General features: G+C 68.9%; 25 protein-coding genes. 14 read left to right on the top strand and 11 right to left on the bottom strand.

Features of this window, described 5'->3' with window-relative positions:
• Positions 1-166 precede the first annotated feature (166 nt).
• Positions 167-1,351 (top strand): Vms1/Ankzf1 family peptidyl-tRNA hydrolase, encoded by a 1,185-nt coding sequence (locus tag NGM07_RS07560; RefSeq protein ID WP_253519033.1) that lies wholly within the window; start codon positions 167-169, stop codon positions 1,349-1,351.
• 44 nt (positions 1,352-1,395) lie between these two features.
• On the opposite strand, the gene NGM07_RS07555 is transcribed toward NGM07_RS07560, so the two are convergent.
• The 3 genes from NGM07_RS07555 to NGM07_RS07545 all read right to left on the bottom strand — a co-directional run bounded on the left by NGM07_RS07555 (position 1,396) and on the right by NGM07_RS07545 (position 3,504).
• Entirely contained in the window at positions 1,396-1,785 is a 390-nt protein-coding gene (locus tag NGM07_RS07555; RefSeq protein ID WP_253519030.1) for a pyridoxamine 5'-phosphate oxidase family protein, read from the bottom strand.
• A gap of 66 nt (positions 1,786-1,851) precedes the next feature.
• On the bottom strand, positions 1,852-2,850 hold the full coding sequence (locus NGM07_RS07550; RefSeq protein WP_253519028.1) for a YihY/virulence factor BrkB family protein: 999 nt from the start codon (positions 2,848-2,850) through the stop codon (positions 1,852-1,854).
• Between the two features lie 51 nt (positions 2,851-2,901).
• Positions 2,902-3,504, bottom strand: coding sequence for a hypothetical protein (locus tag NGM07_RS07545; protein WP_253519025.1), 603 nt, complete (start codon positions 3,502-3,504; stop codon positions 2,902-2,904).
• Positions 3,505-3,598: 94 nt separating this feature from the next.
• Between NGM07_RS07545 and NGM07_RS07540 the strand changes: the two genes are divergently transcribed.
• The 4 genes from NGM07_RS07540 to NGM07_RS07525 all read left to right on the top strand — a co-directional run bounded on the left by NGM07_RS07540 (position 3,599) and on the right by NGM07_RS07525 (position 7,704).
• Complete coding sequence (locus NGM07_RS07540; protein ID WP_253519022.1) at positions 3,599-4,462, top strand: fructosamine kinase family protein; 864 nt, start codon at positions 3,599-3,601, stop codon at positions 4,460-4,462.
• 345 nt (positions 4,463-4,807) lie between these two features.
• On the top strand, positions 4,808-5,044 hold the full coding sequence (locus NGM07_RS07535) for a DUF8593 domain-containing protein (protein WP_253519019.1): 237 nt from the start codon (positions 4,808-4,810) through the stop codon (positions 5,042-5,044).
• Positions 5,045-5,112: 68 nt separating this feature from the next.
• Positions 5,113-6,108 carry a DUF7972 family membrane protein gene (locus NGM07_RS07530; RefSeq protein WP_253519016.1) on the top strand — a complete coding sequence of 332 codons (996 nt, stop codon included), beginning with the start codon at positions 5,113-5,115 and terminating at the stop codon, positions 6,106-6,108.
• Positions 6,109-6,225: 117 nt separating this feature from the next.
• Positions 6,226-7,704 (top strand): sulfatase-like hydrolase/transferase, encoded by a 1,479-nt coding sequence (locus NGM07_RS07525; RefSeq protein ID WP_253519013.1) that lies wholly within the window; start codon positions 6,226-6,228, stop codon positions 7,702-7,704.
• Positions 7,705-8,314: 610 nt separating this feature from the next.
• Here the strand turns inward: NGM07_RS07525 and msrB are convergent.
• Positions 8,315-8,728, bottom strand: coding sequence for a peptide-methionine (R)-S-oxide reductase MsrB (gene msrB, locus NGM07_RS07520; protein WP_253519011.1), 414 nt, complete (start codon positions 8,726-8,728; stop codon positions 8,315-8,317).
• 68 nt (positions 8,729-8,796) lie between these two features.
• Positions 8,797-9,651, bottom strand: coding sequence for a ZIP family metal transporter (locus tag NGM07_RS07515; protein ID WP_253519008.1), 855 nt, complete (start codon positions 9,649-9,651; stop codon positions 8,797-8,799).
• A 178-nt stretch (positions 9,652-9,829) separates the two neighbouring features.
• On the opposite strand from NGM07_RS07515, the gene NGM07_RS07510 reads away from it, so the two are divergent.
• Positions 9,830-9,976, top strand: a complete 147-nt coding sequence (locus tag NGM07_RS07510; protein ID WP_253519006.1) for a hypothetical protein — start codon at positions 9,830-9,832, stop codon at positions 9,974-9,976.
• Between the two features lie 61 nt (positions 9,977-10,037).
• Here the strand turns inward: NGM07_RS07510 and NGM07_RS07505 are convergent, their stop codons facing one another.
• A complete protein-coding gene (locus tag NGM07_RS07505) occupies positions 10,038-10,571 on the bottom strand; it encodes a hypothetical protein (RefSeq protein WP_253519004.1) in 534 nt (177 codons plus the stop codon).
• Positions 10,572-10,617: 46 nt separating this feature from the next.
• Positions 10,618-11,124: a metal-dependent hydrolase gene (locus NGM07_RS07500; RefSeq protein ID WP_253519001.1), complete on the bottom strand. Its 507-nt coding sequence runs from the start codon at positions 11,122-11,124 to the stop codon at positions 10,618-10,620.
• 288 nt (positions 11,125-11,412) lie between these two features.
• Between NGM07_RS07500 and dnaG the strand changes: the two genes are divergently transcribed.
• The gene (gene dnaG / locus NGM07_RS07495) at positions 11,413-12,828 is read left to right on the top strand and encodes a DNA primase DnaG (protein WP_253518999.1); all 1,416 of its coding nucleotides are present in this window, start codon (positions 11,413-11,415) and stop codon (positions 12,826-12,828) included.
• A 65-nt stretch (positions 12,829-12,893) separates the two neighbouring features.
• Here the strand turns inward: dnaG and NGM07_RS07490 are convergent, their stop codons facing one another.
• Both NGM07_RS07490 and NGM07_RS07485 read right to left on the bottom strand, forming a co-directional pair.
• Positions 12,894-13,319 carry a GNAT family N-acetyltransferase gene (locus NGM07_RS07490; protein WP_253518996.1) on the bottom strand — a complete coding sequence of 142 codons (426 nt, stop codon included), beginning with the start codon at positions 13,317-13,319 and terminating at the stop codon, positions 12,894-12,896.
• On the bottom strand, positions 13,316-14,626 hold the full coding sequence (locus tag NGM07_RS07485; RefSeq protein WP_253518993.1) for a DUF92 domain-containing protein: 1,311 nt from the start codon (positions 14,624-14,626) through the stop codon (positions 13,316-13,318). The genes NGM07_RS07490 and NGM07_RS07485 overlap by 4 nt, the downstream gene beginning before the upstream one ends.
• Before the next feature lie 566 nt (positions 14,627-15,192).
• Between NGM07_RS07485 and NGM07_RS07480 the strand changes: the two genes are divergently transcribed.
• The gene (locus NGM07_RS07480) at positions 15,193-15,801 is read left to right on the top strand and encodes an undecaprenyl diphosphate synthase family protein (RefSeq protein ID WP_253518990.1); all 609 of its coding nucleotides are present in this window, start codon (positions 15,193-15,195) and stop codon (positions 15,799-15,801) included.
• Between the two features lie 110 nt (positions 15,802-15,911).
• Here the strand turns inward: NGM07_RS07480 and uppS are convergent, their stop codons facing one another.
• Positions 15,912-16,832 (bottom strand): polyprenyl diphosphate synthase, encoded by a 921-nt coding sequence (gene uppS, locus NGM07_RS07475; RefSeq protein WP_253518987.1) that lies wholly within the window; start codon positions 16,830-16,832, stop codon positions 15,912-15,914.
• A 143-nt stretch (positions 16,833-16,975) separates the two neighbouring features.
• Here uppS and NGM07_RS07470 point away from each other — a divergent pair, with 143 nt between their 5' ends.
• From NGM07_RS07470 to NGM07_RS07445, 6 genes are all read left to right on the top strand, one after another.
• Entirely contained in the window at positions 16,976-17,170 is a 195-nt protein-coding gene (locus NGM07_RS07470) for a cold-shock protein (RefSeq protein WP_253518985.1), read from the top strand.
• A 150-nt stretch (positions 17,171-17,320) separates the two neighbouring features.
• Positions 17,321-17,725: a DUF5778 family protein gene (locus NGM07_RS07465; RefSeq protein ID WP_253518982.1), complete on the top strand. Its 405-nt coding sequence runs from the start codon at positions 17,321-17,323 to the stop codon at positions 17,723-17,725.
• Positions 17,726-17,929: 204 nt separating this feature from the next.
• Positions 17,930-19,270, top strand: coding sequence for a glutamyl-tRNA reductase (gene hemA / locus NGM07_RS07460; RefSeq protein ID WP_368410281.1), 1,341 nt, complete (start codon positions 17,930-17,932; stop codon positions 19,268-19,270).
• A gap of 459 nt (positions 19,271-19,729) precedes the next feature.
• The gene (locus NGM07_RS07455; protein WP_253518976.1) at positions 19,730-20,005 is read left to right on the top strand and encodes a 4a-hydroxytetrahydrobiopterin dehydratase; all 276 of its coding nucleotides are present in this window, start codon (positions 19,730-19,732) and stop codon (positions 20,003-20,005) included.
• Positions 20,006-20,014: 9 nt separating this feature from the next.
• Positions 20,015-20,389: an LWR-salt protein gene (gene lwrS / locus NGM07_RS07450; protein WP_253518973.1), complete on the top strand. Its 375-nt coding sequence runs from the start codon at positions 20,015-20,017 to the stop codon at positions 20,387-20,389.
• A gap of 91 nt (positions 20,390-20,480) precedes the next feature.
• On the top strand, positions 20,481-21,146 hold the full coding sequence (locus NGM07_RS07445) for an HAD family hydrolase (RefSeq protein ID WP_253518971.1): 666 nt from the start codon (positions 20,481-20,483) through the stop codon (positions 21,144-21,146).
• Here NGM07_RS07445 and NGM07_RS07440 read toward each other — a convergent pair.
• Complete coding sequence (locus NGM07_RS07440) at positions 21,105-23,045, bottom strand: molybdopterin biosynthesis protein (protein ID WP_253518969.1); 1,941 nt, start codon at positions 23,043-23,045, stop codon at positions 21,105-21,107. The two genes, NGM07_RS07445 and NGM07_RS07440, sit on opposite strands and share 42 nt — an antisense overlap.
• Positions 23,046-23,169: the final 124 nt, after the last annotated feature.

The following is a 23,169-nucleotide window of genomic DNA, read 5'->3' as shown; positions in this document are numbered from 1 at the left end:
CGCTGCCCGACGTCACCTCGCTCCCCTCGCCGCGTTCCGGTGGCCCAAACCCTCAATTCGGCGCGGGCCGTACTCGACGTCGAACACGGGGGTTTCCGTCGCCGGTCCCCGCCCGCGTCACCTGCGAGACAGACGACCGGAGCCGCGGCGACGACACAGACCACCGATGGACACCAACGCCTACGAACTCCGAGAGCGAATCGAGCGGGTCGAAGCGGCCGAAGCGACAGAGAACGACCTCGTCACCGTCGCGGTCCCGCCCGACAAACCCCTCGGCGAGGCCCTCGAACGCGTCGAGGAGGACCGCGCCGAGGCCGAGTACATCGACGACGACGGCGACGACAGGGCGTACCTCGACGCCCTCGAAGCGGTGCGCCGAATCCTCCAGCACCAGGAGACGACCCCCGAGAACGGACTGGTCGTCTACGCCGGCGTGGTCGACGGCGACGTGGTCGAGTACGTCTTCGACGACCTGCCGACGCCGGTTTCGGAGTTCGTCTACGAGCGGAGCAACGAGTTCGAGACGGACCCGCTGTCGGGCGCCGAGGAGTCGGCCGGCACCTACGGCCTGCTCGTGGTCGAACGCGGCGGGGCCGCGCTCGGTCTGACCGAGAACGAGGACGTGCGGGTCGTCGAGGTGTTCGACAGCGACGTGATGGGCAAGACAAAGGCGGGCGGCCAGTCGGCCGACCGGTTCGAGCGCGACCGCGAGCGCCAGAAGGAGGAGTTCTTCGAGTCGGTCGCCGACGAGGCCGAACGGGCGTTCCTCGGCGACCACGGCGCGGAGTCCGACAGCGCGGGCCACGGCGTCGACGGTCTGGTGCTGGGCGGGACGTCGGTGACGGTCGAGGACTTCCGGGAGGGCGGCCACCTCGACCACCGCCTCGAAGACCGCCTGGTCGGCGACCCGCTCGCGGTCGAGTACGCCTCCGAGCAGGGGCTGCGCCAGCTCGCGGAGAAAGCCAGCGACCGCATCGCCGACGAGGAGCGCCGGGAAACCCGCGAACTCGTCGACCGGTTCTTCGGCGCGCTCGCGGCCGGCGGCGCCGGGAGCGACGGCGAGAGCGGAAGCGACGACGGGACCGGAAGCGACGGAGAAAGCAGTGCCGGAAGCGAAGCGGAGTCGGTCGTCTACGGCCGCGACGCGGTCGACGAGGCGCTGGAGTACGACGCGGTCGAGACGCTGCTGGTCGCGGAGACCCTCCCGGTCGAGGAGGTGCGCTCGCTGCGCGAGCGCGCCGAGAACGAGGGCGGCGAGTGCGTCGTCGTTCCGAACGACTTCGAGGACGGCCGACGGTTCGCCGAGGCGTTCGACGGCCTCGGCGCGATTCTGCGGTTCCCCATCGAGTGAGTCGGACTGTCGGCCGTACCTGCGTGAATATTTCCCCGAGAGCGTCAGTACGTCTGATACCTCGCCGACCCCACGTCGACCCGGACCAGCACGTTCTCCGAGTACTCCTCCGGCGGCGCGCCGTACCTGGGATTGATTCGCTCTGCGGCCGCCCGGCGCGCCTGCTCGTCCTCGACCACCGTCGCGGTCCCCCGGAGCGTCACCATCCACTCGGTCTTCCCGCCGATGTCCTTCTGAATCGAGACGGCGACCAGCGGATTCTTCCGGACGTTCGCCAGCTTTCGTCCGCCGGTGAGCACCTCCAGCGTGCCGGCGTCGTAGTGGTACCACACCGGCGCGACGTGCGGGCGGCCGTCGGCGCAGGTGGCGAAGTGGGCCATCAGCGGTTCGCTGGTGATGAGTCGCTCGGCTTCGGGCGGAATCGACCTGGCCATGGTCGGACGCTCGACTCCTCGACCCAAAAGCGTGGTCGCCGCGGGAGGGACTGTAGCTCGGTGACTTCACCTCGACTTCTCGTCGCTTGCTTCGCGGCGGTCGTCGGCCCGAGTCCGGAGCGCGCGCCGAATTGACTCCTCCGGAACGCCGCCGTCGCGCGCTTCGGCGACCAGTCGGTCGAGAGCGAGCGCGAACTCGCGCTCGCTCTCGACCGATTCGGACGGGCGCTCGGTGCGACCGCGGTCGGCGCTCGTCTCCTGTCGTGCGCCGGGCGCCACGTCGCCGTCCTTGCCGGCGAGCACGGCGTTCACCGCCGCGCCGACCAGCAGGACGAGGCCGCCGAAGTAGAGCCAGATCAGCGCCAGCAGGACGCCCCCGGCCACGCCGTAGGCGGTCGACTTGGTCGAGACGGCGGCGTACAACTGGAAGAGGACCTGAAGCGCCTTCCACCCGAGCGCGGCGACCACGACGCCGGGCAGTATCTCCCGGACCGTCACCTCGGTGTTCGGGAAGGCGTAGTACATCGGCAGGAATGCCGCCATCAGCACGCCCACCGAGAGTATCTCGTTCATCGCCCCCGTCAGCGGGAGCCAGTCGGGGAAGGCGAACGCCGTCCCGGTGATTCCGAGCGCGACGACGCTCAGCACGACCGCGAGCAAGACGAGGACGGTTTCGGCGGCTTCGTGGAGCGGCGACGACCGGCGCTCGGCGTCGTATATCTCGGCGAAGGCGGCGTCGAGCGCCCGAAATATCTTGAACGTCCCCCACAGGAGCGCGACCGAACTCACCAGCGAGACGTGGGTCGCTGGGCCGCCCGACAGCGCGGTCCCGACGAACGACTGGACGCTCGGCGGGAAGTAGGCGACGACCAGGCCGACGATTTCGGTCGCCAGCGTCTCGCTCCCGACGGTCGACACCACGAGCGTCAACAACACCAGCACCGGCAGTAGCGAGACGAACGCGTGGTAGGCGACGCTCCCGGCCATGAACGTCACGTCCTCGGCTCGCACCTCACGCAGGACCGCCCGTCCCGTCGAGTAGAGGCGTTCGACCCGAGCGTCCATACGCCTCCTACTCCCAGCGCCGGGAAAAGCACCTCGGCGTGACGGCGACGTTTACAGTACCAGCCACGCCACCAGCGCGACGACGACCAGTTTCTTGACCAGAATCACGGCGATAATCCACTGCTTGGTCGTCATCCGCCGGACCGCGCGGACGAACTTCCGCAGGACGCCCGGCGACCGGGCGAGTTCGCGTGCGAGCAACCGCGACTCGGCGGCGAACGTCTCGGCGGCGGACCCCTGGCTCTCTACGTGGGCGAGGTGGGCCTCCGGCACCCACTCCTCGCCGGTGTAGACCACGGGGAAACTCTCGCCTTCCAGGAAGCTCACCTGCTCGAACTCGAAGCCCTGGGCGTCGGCGAGCGCGTCCAACCGGAGCACGTCCCGGTCGTCGTCGAGGTCGTAGGCGAGTCGCTCGGTGTCGGTCGTCCAGTCGAAGCCGACCGTGAGCACGACCCGGCTCTCGCCGACGAACACGTCCTCGACCTCGGCCTCCTCGGCGTTGCCTCGGCGTTCTTTCTTCTTGGTCCGGAGGCGTTCGAACTCCGCGGCCGTCTCGTCCCGGCTTTCGTCTCCAGTTTCGTCCCAGTTTTCGTCTCCCGTCTCGTTTCGGTTCTCGTCGGCGGTCGCTCCCGATTCGCGGGCGGCCTGTGACATGCGGGTCCCGCCGGAAGTAAGCGCCGTGTTAGCATAAATCTGACTCGGTGGGGTTCGGGAGAACTTAGGTCGCGTCGGCCCCTCGGTCGGAGCGATGGCCGACGTTCCCGAGGACTTCGTCGACCGCGTCGCGACCGCCGTCGGCTCGGAGCCGACGGCGGTCGCCGAACTCGACGGTGGTGAGATCGGCGTCGTCCGCCGGGTCGACCTCGCCGACGGCCGCACCGTAGTCGCCAAGACCGGCGACGCGCCCCTGACCGTCGAGGCCCGGATGCTCCGGTACCTGGAGACTGAGAGCGACCTCCCGGTGCCCGGCATGCTCCACGCCGACAATGACCTGCTGGTGCTGGAGTACGTCGACGGCCGGGCGACATTCACCCCGGCGGTCGAGCGCGACGCCGCCGACCGCCTCGCCGCGCTCCACGACGTGAGCGCCCCCACGTTCGGCTTCCCCTTCGACACGCTGGTCGGCTCCGTCGACCTGCCGAACCCGTGGACCGACTCCTGGGTCGAGTTCTACCGCGACCGTCGGGTCGAGTACGCGGCCGGACTCGTGCGCGAGTCTGGCCGCCTCCCGCCGTCGCTGGCCGAGCGCGTCGGCGAGTTCGCCGACGCGCTCGACGGCCTCCTCGTCGAACCGGACGCGCCGGGGCTGGTCCACGGCGACCTCTGGACCGGAAACGTCCTCGCCGACCCCGACGCGGGCGAAGTGCGGGCGTTCCTCGACCCGGCGTGCTACTACGCCCACCCCGAAATCGAACTCGCCTACGTCGACTGGACCGGGACCTTCGGCGAGGCGTTCTTCGACAGGTATCGGGAGCGCCGGGGCATCGCGTCGGGGTTCTTCCCGGAGCGCCGGGACGCCTACGCGGTGTACCCCCTGCTGGTCCACGTCTACTACTTCGGCGAGTCGTACGTCCCGGAGTTGGGGGAGACGCTTTCTCGGCTGGATTTCTGAGGGGTGGGTCTGGCTGGTTTCCTCCGAAGCGCTCTCGTGACTTTCGTTAGGACGATACGTGACCGCACTCCGACCGCGACCGCAACCGCACCGTAGACCGCTACTCACACTCCACAACTGAGTGACCGCACCGCCACCGCGAGCCACACCCTCCCCAACCGATTCGCTCACTTCGTTCGCTCATCCCTCGCGCGCATGGACGCGGGCGAACCGCCTGCCCGCGTCAGCGCGCGCCGGTTCGGTAAATCGGGTCGCGTACTCGGTCGAAAAGTCGGCCTCGCCGCGTTCCACTCCGAACACCGAGCGGCCCCAACGCATTCGCCCGTCGACGCCGTACCACGCTCCATGGCCGACTACTCCGAGAAGCACGTCGGAAAGCGAGTCGTCTCCCAGAGCGGCGGCACCGTCGGCACGGTCGACGACGTACGTGACGGCGACCTCTACGTCGCCGTCGACACCGACGCCGACGCCGAGACGCTCTCCGAGCTTCGGTGGGACGGTCCCGTCCACCAGGATACCGAGCGCCTCGCCGACGAGTTCGTCTCGAACATCACCGACGAGACGGTTCGGTTGCGGGTCTGAGTCGGCGGACTCGGTCGCCCGCTTCTCCGCCGACGGGCTTTCCCGTCTCGTTCCCGTACCGTAGTTAGATGGCTCGGACGCTTCGGGACCAACTCCGCGACGACGTTCGCGTCGCCAGGGACGACCCCGCCGAGTGGCTGTTGCTGGACGGTCACCGACTGACCATCGCGGCGGTGGTGCTGGCGGGCGTGTTCGCGCTGTTCGTCCTCGTAGAGTCATTCTCGGTGGGCGGAATCGCGTGGCCGGTGCCGCTGCTCTACGTCTACAGCTCCCAGGTCGGGGGCAACATCACGCTCATCACGCTGGTCCTCTCCATCAATCAGCTCGTCCTCTCGCGACAGCTCGGGTCGCCCGGCGAACTCCTGGACCAGATCGACCGCGTGACTGAGTACCGCCAGGCTGTCCAGAACGACGCCGGCGGGTCCGTCGCGCCGGTGACGCCCTCGGACTTCTTGGCCCAACTTCTCGAGAACACCCACGACCAGGTCCAATCGCTCGAAGACGTCCGCGGCGTGGGCGACGACGACCTCGACGACGAGATAGACCGCCTCGAATCGTCGTTGAACGACCACATCGACGAGGTGAGCGGCCTGCTCAACGAATCGAGTTTCGGCACGTTCCACGCGCTGTCGGCGACCCTCGACACCAACTACGGCGAGCAGATTCACCAGATTCAGCGCATCCGCGAGAACCACCGCGAGAGCCTCGACGACGAGGAGATCGCCGAACTCGACGAACTCGTCACGCGCCTCCAGCGAATCGACGTCGCCCGCCAGTACTTCAAGACCCTCTACATGCAGAGCGAACTCGCGACGTTCTCGCGCATCCTGCTGTACGTCGGCGTCCCCGCGACGGTCGTCTCGACGGCGGTGCTGGTGCTCGCCGGCGGCGCCCCCGAGGGGTCGTTCTTTCCCACGCTCCCGCCGCTCGCGCTCGCGCTGACCGTCACGGTCGGCTTCGCGCCGCTGGCGGTGCTGTTCGCGTTCGTCCTCCGCATCGCGACCGTCGCTCAGCGCACGGCCGCCATCACGCCGTTCACGACGCCGAACCAGCGCCCGGAGTGATTAAATCGCCGGAGGTCGGCGACGTCGCCGACCTCCGGCGATTCTGCCGCGACGGGTCGGTCGCCTCGCCCGTTTAGCGCCCGCATAATAATCGCGGGTCGCGTCCTAGCCCGGACCATGACGGACCACCACGGCGAGGCCCGCAACGTCGCCCTGATCGTCCTCGACACGGTGCGCAAGGACTACTTCGACGAGTACGCCCCGCGACTCCGGGCGCTGTCGGACTCGTCGTTCGAGAACGCCCGCGCCGCGAGTTCGTGGAGCGTCCCGAGTCACACGAGCATCTTCACCGGCGAACTCCCCAGCGACCACGGCGTCCACTCCGAGAGCTTCGACGCCGACTTCAGTTTCGCCGGAATCGATACCGACGAGACGTTCTTGGCGGACCTCCACGAGTACCGTACCGTCGCGCTCAGCGCCAACTCGTATCTCACCCCGCCGTTCGGCTTCGACGCCTGGTTCGACGAGTACCACGACTTCTCCATCGGGAGCCACACCGCCGAGTCGCTGTTCAACGAGGCGCTGTCGGTCCAGGAGTACATGAAGAAGACCGACGAACCCGAGGCCTGGAAGCGCTACCTCGGCTTCCTGGAGGAGTGTCTCGAACACGAACGGCCCGTCAAGAGCTTCGCCAACGGCGTCTGGTCGCAGGTCGGCCCGAAGGCCAAGTCCTGGCCGGTGCCCGAACTCGTCGACGACGGTGCCAAGCGCATCTCCGAACTGGTCGTCGAGTCGGGCGCGAACCGGGGCCGGGACCCGCTGTTCCTGTTCGCCAACTACATGGACGCCCACACGCCGCTCCGGAACCTCGTCCAGCACGATACGACGATGCACGACGTGCCCCACTCTTGGAGTTCCCGCGAGTTCAACAAGTGGGAGCTAAACCACGACGGGAAGGCGACCGCGGAGTACGCCCGCAACTACCGGGACGTCTACGCGGCGTCCATCGACTACCTCGACCGGAAGGTGGCGGCCGCCATCCAGAAGTTCCGCCGGGAGACCGACGGGGAGACGAGCGTCGTCATCATCTCCGACCACGGCCACAACCTCGGCTACGAGGCCGACAAGAAGCAGTTCCACCACACCGCCAGCATGACCGAGGGCATCCTCCACACGCCGCTGGAGATCGTGAATCCGCCCGAGGGCTGGCCCGCGGCGGTCACCGACCACTTCTCGCTCGCGGATCTGGGCGACTTGCTGGTGTCGCTCGCCCGGGGCGAACCGTTCTCCGAGGACCTCCTGCGGGAGACGGTCGTCTCGGAGACAGTGGGCCTGCTCGGCGCGCAGAACGCCACCTGGGGCCGGGACTTCTCCGAGGAGGAGTACGCCTTCTGGAACCGAATGATGCGGGTGGCCTACGACGGCGAAACCAAGTACCAGTGGAACTCGCTCGGCGAAACCTACGAGTACCGCCTCGACTCCGACCGACCCTCCTGGCAGGAGGAGGTCGCTCGCGACGTGCCGATTCCCGCCGCGGCGCTCGAACCCTTCGCGGTCGAACTCGACACCTACAAGCGCGAGGCGGCGGCCGACGACCAGGAGATGGACTTCGACGAAGGCGTCCAGGAGCAGTTGAAGGAACTGGGGTATCTATAATCGGACAAACTGATTCGCGATAGGGTCGTTTCTCGATTCTCTGCGGTAGGGGGTGTCTCGTCGGACGAAAACGTCTACCCGAACTTCGCAACCGAAACCGCACCGCAACCGACGGTGTTTGACCAACGAAGCGTCCTGCTCGCACGATGCAAATGAGTGACCGCCCCGCCACCGCCGTCGGACCTTCGGTCCGACGAGCCTGCACTCGCTACGCTCGCGCAGACGCAAGCCACGCCCTCCCCAGCCGACTCCTTCGCTCCCTGCGGTCGCTCAGTCGTCCCTCGCGCGATGATGGCGCGGCACGAGGCCGCGCCAGCGCGCGCCACGCCGAAGGTCGAGTATCGCGCGTCTCCACCCCTCGCGCAACTTGCGCTCGGTGAATCAGTTCACAAAAGCGCTCGATGAACCAACCGGCAGGGTGGGACTGAAAGGGGCCGCCCGCTCGCGTCCGAAGGACGTGGTCGTCTGTGGGGCCCCTATCCGGTAAGCGGCAAAGCCGCTTACCGGATATGTCTCACAGCGACCGCGAGCGGGCGGGGGCTTTCGAGGCGTTTTCCTTTGCGGTCGTTGCGGCCGTTCGCAGTGAAAAACCGAGAAATTTCGAATTGCGCTACTCCTCGTCTTCTTCGAAATCGAGAGCGACCGAGTTGATGCAGTAGCGCTTGCCGGTCGGCTCCGGGCCGTCGTCGAAGACGTGGCCGAGGTGCCCGCCGCAGTTCGCACACAGCACCTCGATGCGGTCCATCCCGTGGCTGGTGTCGGTTCGGGTTTCGATTCGCTCGTTGTCGGTGTCGTAGAAGCTCGGCCAGCCGCATCCGGAGTCGAACTTCGTCTCCGAGTCGAACAGTTCGGCGCCGCAGCCGGCGCAGGCGTAGGTGCCGTCGTCCTTGCGGTCGACGTGTTCGCCGGAGAACGGTCGCTCGGTGCCGGCCTCGCGGAGCACTTCGTACTCCTCGTCGGTGAGTTCCTCGCGCCACTCGGCGTCGGAGTTCGGCAGGTCGTCTCGCGACTTCTCTTTGCTCATACTCGGGAGTTAGGGCGCGAGGCTGTTAGGGGTTGCGCGGAATTTCCGTAGCGTACGGTCGTCCGCCCTCACGCCAGCGCCACGTCGAGGTACAGCATCACGACGACACCGACCATCGTTCCGAGGGTCGCGAGGCGCTCGTGGCCCCGGGCGTGGGTTTCGGGGACGATCTCGTCGCTGATGACGAACAGCATCCCGCCGGCGGCGAAGCCCATCGCGTAGGGGAGTATCGGCGCGGCGACGCCGACCGCGACGGCGCCGAAGACGGCCAGCGGAATCTCGACCAGGCCGGCCCGGATTCCCGCGAAGGTGGCGTAGAACAGCGACCCCATCCCGGCGTTGGCGGCGGCGACCGACACCGCGAGTCCCTCGGGGACGTTCTGGATGCCGATGGCGAGCATCAGCGACAGTGCGTTGCCGAGGTTCTCGTGACCCGACCCGAACGCGACCCCGACCGCGAGTCCCTCGGGCATGTTGTGGAGCGTGATGGCGACGATGAACAGCAGGACGGACGCGACCCGCGAGTCGTCGGCGGGAACGCGCTCGCGGCCGGTTCGGCTGTCCTCCTCGATGCGGGGTTCGCCCCCGTTGCCGGCCCACGACGTGCCCGTGACGACGACGTGGATGTGGGGCACCCACTGGTCGGCCCGGTCGAGGACGGCGACTCCGAGCGCGAATCCGACGATGACCGGGATGACCCCGCCGGCCTCGATGCCGGGGAGGATGAGGCTCGTGAAACTCGCCGACAGCATCACGCCGGCGGCGAAGCCGAGCGCGGTGTCGAGCGCCTCCTCGGAGGGGTCGGGCCAGGCGACGACGAGCAGCGCCCCGAGCGTGTTGAGCGCCGCGATGACGACGCCGCCGGCCAGTCCCAGCGCTACGGGGTCGGTGCCTACGACCTCGGTGAACCACCGCTCTAGCATTCGGGCGACCCTCCGAGGCGACCGGGGTCGTCGCTCGGCTTCACCGTCATCGTCGGAACGTCGGCGGTGCGGGATAAAAAGAGCGGCGACCCGAACCGGCGCTCGAGGTCGTCGCGGCGCCGACGCGGGCGACTCGCCGGGCAGGGGATTGAAGCCTCCGAGTCTCGAAGGACGACGCATGCCCGTCTGTGACATCTGCGAGCGCCGGAAGCCGGAGGGGACCGAGCTCGTCACGCGCATGGGGGCCGACGCCTGGGTGTGTCACGGCTGCATGATGCGGGCCGTGACGACCAAGGCCGACAGACTCACCTACGAGGAGTGGTGACCAGCGCCGACGGGTGCCCGTCGACTAGGGGCACGGCCGGCGGCGCCCGCCGTTCGGCGTCCTAATCGAGTCGCCACCCGCCGTCGACGCGACTGATGCCGGGAAGGTCGGCGAGCGCCGGGCGGATGCACTCTTCCCACCACCGCTCGGGGTCGTCGTAGCCGGCCGGTTGGTCGGGGTAGACGCGCGCCTGAATCGTCTCGGCGTCGGCCGACTCCTCGCCGTAGAGGAAGTGGCAGGTCGCGTAGATGGCGGCGCGCTGGCGCTCGTCGATACCGTCGAGCGCCTGGATGGCCGTCTCCAGTTCTCGGGGGATGCTCGTCGCGGGCTGGTGCGCCCCGGTCATCGGTCCGGCGCGCTCGTCGGTGCTCGTGTGGCCGGGGAGCCACCAGACTTCGCCGTCGCCGACCGACTTCCGTTCGACGACGCCCTCCGTGTTGAGACGCTCCAGCGTCTCGTGGACCGCGGGACCGCCGAACGGGAGCGACGCGAGGAGTTCGTCGGTGGTCAACACCGGGTCCTCGCGCTCCCGAAACGGGGCCAACAGGGCGTCGTCTGCCAACGACGGGATGGAGTCGTTCGCTTCGCGGGTCACACGGGAAGCAGGTTCGGAAGCAAGAAAAGCGTTGTCGCCGGAGGGACTAATACGACCCGCCGCCGTACCGCGAGAGTCCCAGATAGGCCGCGACCGCGGTGGCGAACACCCCGAGCGCGAACAGCAGGTAGTTCGCCGTCCGGTTGCTCGCTCGCACCAGCGACGCCGTGTAGCGCCGCGAGGTCAGCGGCCAGAACACGGCGACGCCCATCGGCGTGAGCAGGTCGGCGACCAGGTGCGAGAGTACGGCGAACGACGCGACGCCCGCCGCGAACGTCCGGAGGTCGGTCGGGCCGAACGGCGTCGTCCCGACGCCCGCGAGCGTCGCCGCGACCCACGCCGCGGCGCCGAGGAGCGCCGCGAACAGCAGGGTGTGGGTCGACCCGCGGTGAGTGATGAACGGCACCCGCGAGTCCCAGTCGGGCGACATCGTGAGCCACAGCGCGCCCGCGCCGCCGAGGTAGGCGGCGACCGGGTCGCCCGTGGCGACGAGCCAACACCCGACGGGCGCGTACAGCGTCAGCGTGACTCCGTAGTGGCCGGGCCGGAACATGCGCTCGCCCGTACCTGGGCGGAGCGGCCGGAAGAACGCACCGGATTTCAGTCCCGATTGGACTCGGCGGGCGCGTCTCGCGCCCGCCGAGTCCAACCGAGCGAACGCCGCACCGTCGAGGGAAGTGAACGCCGTCCCTCGGGGTCCCGCTCGAAGTTCCGGAATCGACGGACGAGGCCGGAGCGACGACAGGTATTTCAGTTGTCGCACGTGATTTTAAAACATCCATGGCCGCGCTGCTCATGGACACATCACTATCCAGCCCCTCACCGGGGCAGTTCACCACTCATGGACGACACAGCGAAATACGTCATTCACGCCGACATCACCGCCGACGGGGTGGTAGAGCGGAGTGACGTCGTCGGCGCGGTCTTCGGCCAGACCGAAGGCCTGCTCGGCGACGACCTGGACCTCCGCGACCTCCAGCAGTCCTCGAAACTCGGACGCATCGACGTCGACGTCGACAGCCAGAACGGCCAGTCGTACGGCACCATCACCATCGCCTCGAGCCTCGACAAGGTAGAAACTTCCATCCTCGCGGCGGCGCTCGAAACCATCAGCCGCGTCGGCCCGTGTCGGGCCAGCGTCGCCATCGCCGGCATCGAAGACGTGCGGGCCGCCAAGCGCCGCCGGGTCGTCGAGCGCGCGAAGGAACTCATATCCGAGTCGTTCGACGAGGACGTGATGACCTCCCGGGAGATTCTGGAGGAGGTCCGCCAGAGCGTCCGCGTCGAGGACATCGTCGAGTTCGAAGGGCTACCCGCCGGCCCGCGGGTCGCCGACAGCGACGCCATCGTGGTCGTCGAGGGCCGGGCCGACGTGCTGAACCTGCTTCGCTACGGCGTCAAGAACGCCATCGCGGTCGAGGGGACGAACGTCCCCGACGCGGTGGCCGAACTCACCCAGAGCCGCAACGTCACCGCATTCCTCGACGGCGACCGGGGCGGCGACCTCATCCGCAAGGAGCTATCGCAGGTCGGCGACATCGACTACGTGGCGTTCGCGCCCGCCGGTAAGTCGGTCGAGGACCTGGACCGCCGCGAGGTCATGTCGGCGCTCCGGAGCAAGCACCGGTTCGACGAGTCGATGGTCGAGGATACCGACGCCGAGTCGAGCGAGGGGGAGACGGACCCGGACGCGTCCGGGTCCGCCGACGAAACCAAGGCGAACACCGCCGCGACCGACGGGAGCGCCCGGCCGGCCCCCGAGAGCGAGACCGCGAGCGCGGGACCGGAAACGACCGAATCGCCCGAGCGTCCCGACTCGGGACGCTCGGGCGAGACGACCGACTCGACGGACGACGGGTCGTCCGAAGCCGACGAGTCGGAGCCGACGGAAACCGACGCCGCCGTCGACAGCGATGGCCGCGGCGACCCTGCCGACGCCGTGGCCGACGCCGAACGGGGGCCGCAGAGCCTCCGCGGACACGTAGAGGCGGTCGTCGACGGCGAAACCGGCACCGTCCGACTGCTCGACTCGTCGTTCGGGACGCTCGCGGAGGCGGCCGCCGAGAACGCCTTCGACGCGGTCGAGAGCGCCGAGGAGGTACCCTACGCGGTCGTCCTCGACGGGACGCTCTCCCAGCGCGTGCTCGACGTGGCCGCCCAGCGCGGCGTCGAGCAGGCCGTCGCCGCCGAACTGGGCGAGTTCGTCAAGCAACCCGCGGGCGTCCGGATTCGGGCCGCCGACCGGTTCGAGCGATAGCCGTCGGAGGACGCCGTGATTCTCCGCCGTTCCGTAGGCTCGCGTCCGATTGCGTCGCGTAGCCGCTAGGCGAGTACGTTCCGACCCATCACGATACCGTCGCTCCCATCGGCGTAGTAGTCCGACTCCCGGCCAACTTCCTCGAACCCCGCCGACTCATAGAGGCGTCTGGCGGGCGCGTCCTCCGGATGAACGGTGAGTCGAACTTCCGAACAGCCCTCGGAGCGCAGGCGGTCGAACGTCGCGAGCAGGAGTTGGGTTGCCCGACCCTCGCGACGGTGGGTGGGAGAGACGGCAATTTCGGCGACGTAGCCCGACTCCCCGTCGTAGAATGCCACGAGGTAGCCCGCGGGCGTTCCGTCCACCGCGGACACTAGTACGAGCGGCGGCCCTTCGACGGCGTAGGCTAACAGGGCGGGATTCGGCTCCCGGAGGTTGGTCTGGAGCGCCCGCAACTGCTCGCGGTCGCTCGGCCGGGCGTCTCGAATCACGTCAGGACGACTACAGCGAGCGCCGAACCCAAAAGTGCGCCGGTGAGCGTCGCGAGGAAGTTGACCGCCTGATTACCGAGGCGGTCGCCTTCCAGCGTCGCGCCGAGCAGGCTGTCCATGGTCATCCCGCCGGCGCCGGCCAGCACGATGACCGCCGCGCCGACGAGGTCGACGCTCTCGAACAGCCCCGCGGCGATGGCCGCGACGACGGCCGCTCCGGCGACGCCCGCGAGTTCGCCCTGCCAGGTCACGCCGCCGTCGGTGCCGGGTTCGACGCGTTTGAGGGTGGTGATGAGCCGGGGGTCGTCGAAGACGCCGCCGATCTCGCTCGACAGGGTGTCGCTCATCGCGGTGGCGATGGAGCCGGCGAACGCGAACAGGAACAGCGTGCCGTCGCCGGGGAGCTTTCCGCGGGCGGCGTAGGCGAGCACCGCGACGAGCGCGACCGCCGCATTCCCGAGGACGTTGCCGCTGCCGCGCGCGCCGTCGTTCTCCTGGGCGACGCCGCGGTCCAGTTTCTGGTCGTAGCGGAACTTCGTCGAGAGGCTCCCGATGCCGAAGAAGGCGATGAGGACGGCGAACCAGCCGTAGCCGCCCAGCACGATGGTGAGCATCGCCAGCAGTTCGCCGGTGAGCATCCCCGGAATCGAGGCGGCGTCGAGCGCCCACGAAACGTAGCCGAACAGCGCGGTCACCGCGATGGCGACCGCGACGCTGGTCAGGGTGACCTCGACGGCGAGGTCGGCGAACAGCCACAGCAGCATCGCGGCCGAGAGCATCACCAGCGGGTCGTCGCGGGCGAACAGCACCGACCGGAGGAGCCCGGCGAGAAGGACGCCGCTGGCCGCGAGGAAGGCCATCTCGGGGAGCGCACCGGCGACCGGGGTTCCCTCCAGGGCGAGCGTGGCGGCCTGGCCGGCGACCGCCGCGAGGAACCCGCCGAAGACGAAGGCGGTGACCTGGGCTATCGACTCGTTGGAGTACTCGCCGACCACCTGCTGGGCGAGGTTCCCGAAACCGAGCAGGACGACGCTGGCGACGAACACCCGCGCGGGGAGCGTCATCAGCGTGGTCAGCAACGCCAGTCCCGTCGCGGCGAAGGCGAACCCCGCCAGTCCGTGGAGTCGGCCTTCCTGCCGGTCTGTGGGCCGCGCGAACAGTTCGAACAGCGGCCCGTCGGTGACGGCAAGCGCCCCCACGGCGACGGCGGCGTAGGCGACGGCGGTCGCCCACCCGAGCGTCGGAGCGGCGAGCGACAGCGTCGAGACGACCGCGTAGCCGGCCGCCCGCCGGACTCTCGTAGTCACGTTATCCCCCCGTTCCGCCGACGCCTACTTAATCTTCCCGAAGCAGACGGCCGTCTGGGGCGTCGTACCGTCAGACGCGCGTCGTGCGCCGGGATTTCGACCCACCGAGCCCGACCGACGACCGTTCTGACCGGCGCGATTCGGGCGGCCTAAGCCGCCCGAATCGCGCGGCGAGCGCTCGGTGGAACTGGCCATCGGAAGCGCTCGGCGACACGAACCACCGGTAGAGCTCGGTGAATCGACCGGCAGGGTGGTTCTCGTGAGCGGAGCGAACGAGAGCTCGTCGGACCTCCGGTCCGACGGTGGACTGAAAGGGGCCGCCCGCTACGCGAACCCCGGCGATGCAAGGACCGCAGGCACGAACGAAGTGAGTGCCGAGGACCGCAGCGAGCCGCGGGAGCGTAGCGGGCGGGGGCTTTCGAGGCGGTTGCAGTTGGAGTTTTCGTCGCTCTCTCCGAGTACCAACTGTCTGAGTCGTCACAGTCGGAAACCTCCCCGATTCGGAGCGTACGTTTTCGCCGATTCGGTTCGTGACGTTTAGGACGATAGCGTGCGAACCGCCGCGCGTGGGACTGTACGACCGATATCTCGCCGCCCGTCTCCGCCGCCACGACGCCGACCCGCCCCGCCACGTCGCCGTGGTCATCACGGAGCGCGACCTGCTCGAACAGGGCGCTTACCGGACGCTGGAGCGCTTCTTCGGGTGGGCGTTCGAGCGTGGCGCCGAGCGCGTGACGGTGTACATCTCGGTGCTGGACTCGGGCGCGGTGCCGACCCTCAAACGCGAACTGGAGAACGTGGCCGCGCCGCGCCAACTGGCTGTTCGCGGCCCCGACGACACCCGGCGGGCCGACGCGCCGCTCCAGATCTCCATCGGCCTCGGCGGCAAACACGAGTTCGCCGGGGCGGTTCGAAAGATCGCCGAGAGCGTGCAGGCCGGCGACGTCTCGCCCGACGAGGTCGGCGAGACGGAGGTCGAAGAGCACCTGGTGTTCCCCGAAAACCCCGACCTCGTGCTGAAGACCGGCGCCGAGCGCCTCTCGGACTTCATGATCTGGCAGTCGGTGTACTCCGAACTCTACTTCACCGACGTGAACTGGCGGGACTTCCGCAAGCGCGACTACCTGCGGGCGCTACTGGACTACAAGAATCGCCAGCGGCGATTCGGTCGGTAGGTCGAAGCTCGGAAGGTGAGCGGAGCGAGTCTTCCGGCGGTTCGGTCGGTAAGTCGAACGCCGTCACTTCGCTACGCTCCTGACGTAAGTTCGGCCGGTAGAATCGGCCCTTACTCCGCGGGGCGTTCGCCGTCGGCGTCCAACTCCTCGACGCTAGCTCCTTCCGGAACCGCGTCTCGGAACTTCTCGATGACAGCACGGGCGTCGTCAAGTTCGACGCCGCCCAGTTCCTTGACCAGCGCCAGTGCGCGCTTGACTCTGGCCTGCCGCCAGGACTCCTCGCGGGACTCGTAGGTCCGGATTCCCCGCAGGAAGTCGACCTTCGAGAACTCTGGCCAGTAGGGCGTACAGAAGAAGACGGCGGCCTCGTTGCCGTTGGCGTGCCACGGCAGGAAGTTGGAGGTGCGCTCGTCGCCGCCGGTCCGGATGATGAGGTCGACGTCCCGGAGCGGGCGGTCGTAGATGCGCGACTCGATCTCGGCCACGTCGATGTCTTCGGGTTCGAGGTCGCCGGACTCGACGGCGCGGGCCACGTCGCGGGCCGCCCCGAGGAGTTCGTTGCGGCCGCCGTAGGCGAGCGCGACGTTGAGCGTGAACTCGTCGTAGTCGGCGGTCCGGCGCTCGGCGTACCGGACCGCCTCGCGGACGCGTTCGGGGAGGCGCGCGACGTCGCCGATGGCCCGGATGCAGACCTCGCCGTCGTGGACCTGCTCGTCGTCGCCGAACTCGTAGAGTTTCTCCTCGAGCAGGTCGAAGAGGGCGTCGCGTTCGTGTTCGGGGCGCTCGAAGTTCTCGGTCGAGAAGGCGTACAGCGTCAGTTCCTCGACGCCGAGTTCCTCGCACCATTCGAGGACTCGCTCGGTCGTCTCCGCGCCGGCGCGGTGGCCGTCCGGGGCGTCGCCGCCCTGCATGCTGGCGTACCGGCGGTTACCGTCCTGGATCACCGCCACGTGCGTCGGCGCGCCGGATATCTCCCGTCGGAGCAGTCGCTCGTACGCGGCTCGCGTCCGTCGCCGTGCCCACCGTAACATCGGTCAGTCGGACCGAGGTTTCGGAGAGCCATCAACGTTATGCACCGCCGAGCGCGCGACCCGAAAGTGCGAGTCTACTGTTAACACAACTCACCCGGGATTTGCATACCTTTTTAAGTATGGGGCGTCTTGAGACGAACGCAATGGCGAAAGGTACGGTTGATTTCTTCAACGAGACTGGCGGCTACGGATTCATCGACACTGAGGACGCGGACGAGGACGTTTTCTTCCACATGGAAGACGTTGGCGGCCCCGACCTCGAAGAAGGACAGGAAGTAGAGTTCGACATCGAACAGGCCGACAAAGGCCCGCGCGCGACGAACGTCACGCGCCTGTAGACGGTAACGGCTCGCAAAAACGAAGCAATTTCTGGAGACGCCACTCGGGTAGCGGCGGCCTCGTCGGTTCCGCCGCTCTCGTCCGGCGTCACTTTCGGTCGCTCCGTCGGAACCGCAGGGCGTATAGTCGCCCGTCGGTTCGGTTCGAGTATGACCGACGTGCTCGACGACGACCTGTATCGGCGCACCAAGCAGTTGCTCGAACCCGGCGATATCGAACTCAACGGCGCCATCGTCCACACCGACTACGGGAGCGACGAGGACATCGAGATGCACCAGATGACCGTCGACGTGGGTGAGGTCATCGCCGAGGCCGCGGGCCACGACCCCCGGGACACCTACGTCTACTCGGGGACCGACGACACCGACTTCGCGTCGAACCAGCACCAGGGACTGACCCTGGACGACGAGGCGTTCATCTGGGAGTGCCAGCAACTGCTCCGCGACGGGACGTTCGACGTGGTGTTCTACTACGAGGCCAGCGCCGACCACGAGGCGGTGCTCGAAGGTGTCCGCGAACTCGGCTTCGAAGTGACGGGCGTCGAAGGCGAGTGACATCGTCGGGCAAGACCGGCACGCTCTCCGAGACACCGGCGGAATCTGTTTCGTTTGAAAGGCTTTACGTACCGGCCATTCCTAGACCCGCTAAGAACGGAGCGGACGGTGTCGTCCGCAGGGTGCAAACATGACCTGGAAACTATCCGGTACACTCTCGGGAGGTCGGTATCCGTGACGGCGGGGACGGGCGTGGTCTCCGGGATGCGCGTCACCCACGAGAGCGCGAGCCTCGACGACGTCGCGAGCGCCTGCCACGCCGACGAGGCGACCACGCTCGGGCGACTGCTCGACGCGCCGGGCGTCCGCGAGGCGTACGTGCTCCAGACGTGCAACCGCTTCGAGGCCTACGTCGTCACCGACGCGGCCGCGACCGGTCGCGCGATCCTCGGCGACTTCGCCCCCGACATGGAGAGCCACGCGACCGTCGAGATGAACCACGAGGAGAGCCTGCGCCACCTCATGCGGGTCGCGGCGGGACTCGAATCGCTCGTCGTCGGCGAGGACCAGATCATCGGCCAGGTCCGGCGCGCCTACGAGACGGCCCGCGAGGTCGGCGCCATCGGACCGATGCTCGACGACGCGGTGACGAAGGCCATCCACGTCGGCGAGCGCGCCCGAACCGAGACCGCCATCAACGACGGCGCGGTTTCCATCGGGAGCGCGGCGGTGTCGCTGCTCGACGAGCACCGCGACCTCGACGGCGCGACGGCGCTCGTCGTCGGCGCGGGCGAGATGGGCACCATCGCGGCCCACGCGCTCGCCGACGCGAACGTCGCGACGCTGTACGTCGCCAACCGGTCGGTCGAACGGGCGGCCGGCGTGGCCGAGGAGGTCGACGCCGCCGACGCCCGCGCGGTGAGCCTCGACGCGCTGGCCACCGCGCTCGACGCCGCCGACGTGGTGGTGTCGGCGACCGGCAGCGAGTCCCACGTCCTCGACGCCGGGACGCTCGCCGACCGCGGCCGGACGCTCGTCGTCGACATCGCTCAACCGCGGGACGTCTCGCCCGCCGCGAGCGCGCTCGACGGCGTCACCGTCTACGACATGGCGGCCCTGGAGTCGGTCACCGACGAGACGAAGCGCCGCCGCCGGGCGGCCGCCGAGTCGGTCGAAACGATGATCGACCGCGAGTTCGAGCGCCTGCTCGAAGGTTACAAGCGCAAGCGCGCCGACGAGGTCATCTCGACCATGTACGAGAGCGCCGAGCGGGTCAAGGCCCGCGAACTCTCCGAGGCGCTCTCGAAACTCGACGCCCACGGCGACCTGAGCGACGACCAGCGCGCCGTGGTCGAGTCGATGGCCGACGCGCTGGTTTCCCAGTTGCTCGCGGCCCCGACCAAGAGCCTGCGCGACGCCGCGGCCGACGACGACTGGACCACCATCAACACCGCCCTCCAGCTGTTCAACCCCGACTTCGGCGAGGAGGACGACGCCGGTCCGCCGGAGTTCGTCGAGCGCGCGATGGACGGCGCCGACGAGCTCTCCGAGAGCGCGCTCCCCGACGGCGCCCCGGCGAGCGTTACGGCGGACGACGACGATTAGCCACCACCTTTTTTCTTCGTCGGGTGGCCGTGAGTGCCTCCGGCACTCCGGCCACCGCTCCTCGAAAAAAGCTGGACCAAAAAAGGACACGCGCTGACGCCGAGTCGCCGTGGCGACTCGGCGTCAGCGCATCTTCGATTCTCGGTTCGTCTTCCGCCACCGCACCGCGACCGCCACACGCCTCCCCAGCCGACTCCCTCGTTCGCTGTCGCTCACTTGGTCATCCCTCGCGCGCATGGGCGCGACCCAACCGCTGGGTCGCGCCAGCGCGCGCCGGGTCGGCTGTGAGGTTGCGCGAACCTTTATGAGGGAAGCCGGGACCAACTCGCGGGGTGTTCCCCGTACGACTTGCGCTAATTTCGCTTGCATACCTGTACTCGCTCTCTCGCCCTCGGACGGTCGCCCACGTTCGGCGTTCGGCGGGGAGCTTTATTTTCGCGGCCGCCGATAGCGTCTCGTATGGCCGACCTGCTATCCGACGACGAGATCCAGAGTCAGCTTCCGGACGGGTGGACGCGAGAAGGCGACGAGATCGTCCGCGTCTACGAGTTCGACGACTACCTCGAAGGCGTCGCGTTCGCGAGCGAAGTCGCCGAGTTGGCCGAGGAGGAGTTCCACCACCCGACCATCGAGATTCGCTACGAGGAGGTCGAAATCCGGTTCACGAGCCACGAGGAGGGCGGCATCACCGAGAAGGACGTCGACATGGCGGAGCTGTCGAACGACCTCCGGTGAGCGAGAGCCATGGACGCCCGCTACGTCTTCGCCGTGCGCTTCCGCCTCGAACCCGCGGCCGAGGGCGTCTCTGTCGACCCCGCGGAGTTCGAGACGCGTCTCTATCGCGAAGCCGACCCGCCGGGCGAGGACGGCTGGCGGTTCTTCCGCGACAACCTCTGGCGCGGCGAGGTCAACGACAAGCGCCACTTCCGCGAACTCACCGAAGAGGCGCTCGGCGTCGCAGTCACAGGCGTCGAGTACCGGGCGTTGGAAACCGACGAGGAGTACCTGGAAGCGCTGAAGGACGAGATCGCCGCCGACCTCGAATCGTTCAAGGCCGACTCGGTGTCGGAGGTGCTCAACAAGTACCTCGGGAGTTCGCTGGAGGTCGAGCGCGAGTAGCCGCGTCCGACTCGAGCGGGACGCCGGACCGCCGACCCGGACAGTGCATCGGAAACGTTTATTTTTCCCGAGGGCTTACCAGCGTGTCCTCATGGTCGCCCGCGAATACGACTTCTGGCTCCTCGACCTCGACGGCACGCTCATCGACGTCGACTGGGCGTACCCCCGGTCGGTGTTCGACCGTGTCGGCGACCGACTGGGCCGGAAGTTCACCGACCGCGAAGCCGAACTCCTCTGGCACGGCCTCGGCGGGAGCCGCGACGCCCAACTCCGCGAGTGGGGCATCGACCCCGAGGAGTTCTGGGCGGTCTTCCACGACGTCGAGGACCCCCAGCGCCGCGCCCGCGAAACTTACCTCTACGACGACGCCGCGTTCGTCGGGGACCTCGACTGTCCGGTCGGCCTCGTCACTCACTGCCAGTCGTTCCTCACCGGCCCCGTGCTTGACGAACTCGACATCCGCGACTGGTTCGACGCGGTCGTCTGCTGCGACGCCGACCTGGGCTGGAAGCCCGACCCCGCGCCGCTCCACCACGCCCGCAAGCAAATCGGTGCCGACGCCGACGACCACGTCGGCGTCTACGCGGGCGACGGCGCCAGCGACGTTGGCGCGGCGTGGAACGCCGGCCTCGACGCCATCCACGTCGAGCGCCACGGCCACCACCGCCGCGAGCAGTGCGTCCTCGGCGACTACCGGGTCGAGAGCTTCGACGAACTACTGGCCGAATCCGGCCAGTCCGTCGAGTACACCGACTAGCTCCTCGTCGAGCGCGTCCGCGAGTTCGCGAACGCCCGTCTTCTCCGTCCGCTCGGGATTCGCCAGCACGCGGACCGTCTCGGTCCCGAGCGAGACGAATCCGAGGCCGAGTTTCTCGGCGGTCGCGCGGAGTCCGAGGCCGACGTCGGCCTTCCCATCCGCGACTCGGCGCGCCGGACTCTCGTGGGCCTTGGTCGTCAGTTCGAAGCCGTCGATGGCGTCGACGAGTTCGTGGCGCGTCGTTCCGCGCTCCTCGGCGAGGGCCGCCAGCGCGTTACCGAGCGTCGTCCGGAGTCCCGAGTCGGTGCCGCGATTGACGAATCGCAGTTCGCGGTCCACCAGGTCGGCCAGCCCCTCGATTCCCTCCGGGTTGCCGGCCGGGACGACCAGTCCCCACTCGCGCTCGTAGGAGCCGAGTTCCTCGGCCTCGACGCCCCGGTCCGTCGCGTCGCCGCCGGTGGTCACCGCGAAGTCGGGCACGCCGTCCCGGAGCCGCCGCAGGCCCTCCCGGGACCCGACCGCGAGGTAGCGCGGTCGGTCGAGCGCATCGAGCAGGCGCGCGAGCGCGGGGTCGTCCTCGCCCGCACCGAGGACCGTCGGCGGCCGCACGTCCGGCGAGAATAACTCGACCTCGACCGCCTCGCCCTCGGCGACGTAGGCGGTGTCGGCGTGGACCTCGACCACGCCGTCGGCCTCCACGAGGCTGGTGGTCGCGCCGCTGCCCTTGTCGACGGTGTAGGCCAGCAGGTCGCCGTCCGCACCGTCACCGCTCGCGTCCGGCGAGTCGCGGCGCGACTCGCCGGACGCGACCAACCCCACCGGGAGCATCCGGGTGCGGCCCTCGCCGTAGCGCTCCTCGGCGGCCATCCGGGCCTCGACGGTCGCGGTCGCGGGTTCCGGAACGCCGGCGGCCCGGCGAATCGCCGGCGCGACGAAGGTCCGGAAGATGGTCAGCGCCGAGACGGGGTAGCCGGGCAGGCCGACGTAGGCCGACGTGTCGAGTCGCCCGACTAGCATCGGCTTGCCGGGCTTGACCGAGACGCCGTGGAGCAGGAGTTCGCCGCGGTCCTCGACGACCCGGTAGATGACGTCGACCGCGCTGGCGCTGGTCGACCCCGAGGAGAGCACCAGGTCGCAGTCGTCGGCCGCCCGCCGTAGCGTCCGCTCCATCTCGTCGTACTCGTCGCCGGCGTGGGGGTAGACCACCGGCTTGCCGCCGGCCTCCTCGACGGCGGCGGCGACGGTGTAGCTGTTGACGTCGTAGATCTCGCCGGCGTCGGCGTCGAGTTCGTCGCCGGGCCGGACCAGTTCGTCGCCGGTCGAGACGATGCCGACCTGGGGTCGCCCGCGGACCGGTACCTCGTCGACACCGAGCGCCGACAGGAGCCCGATTTCGCGGGGCGTAATCTGGGTGCCGGGGCCGAGCGCGCGCTCGCCGGCCGCGATGTCGGCGCCCGCGGTCATCACGTGGTCGCCGGGCGCGACCGCGTCGTAGACCGACACGGCGTCGCCACCTTCCGGCGCGTCCGTTCGCTCGACCATCACCACGGCGTCGGCGCCGGGTGGCATCACCGCGCCGGTCGAGATTTCGGCCGCCTCGCCGTCGCCGACTTCGACGTCGGGTTCCGCGCCCGCGTGGACCGCCCCGACGAGGTCGAGGCTGGCGGGGTCGGTTTCGTCGGCGCCGAAGGTGTCGCGGGCGCGCACCGCGTAACCGTCCATGCTCGCGCGGTCGAACCCGGGGACGTCGATGCCGGCGTCGAGTCGCTCGGCCAGCACCCGGCCGCGGGCGCCGTCCAGCGGCACCGTCTCGGCCTCTGGTTCGAGGTCGAGGGACGCGATGGCCTCCCGGGCCTCGGCGGGCGACGCGAGGTCCCGGAACTCCTTTCGTTCGGACATGCGACCCGATTGGGCCGCGCCGGGGATAAAGGTGAACGTGCGCCGGGACCGCCCGCCCGCGGGCGGTGGCGTCGCCGCGGATTCGCGTCCGGCCACTATGGTAAAGACGCCCTCCGTCGTCGTT

The organism is Halorussus vallis (assembly GCF_024138165.1).
Classification (GTDB): Archaea; Halobacteriota; Halobacteria; order Halobacteriales; family Haladaptataceae; genus Halorussus; species Halorussus vallis.
This window is presented reverse-complemented; position numbering and strand designations above follow the sequence as displayed.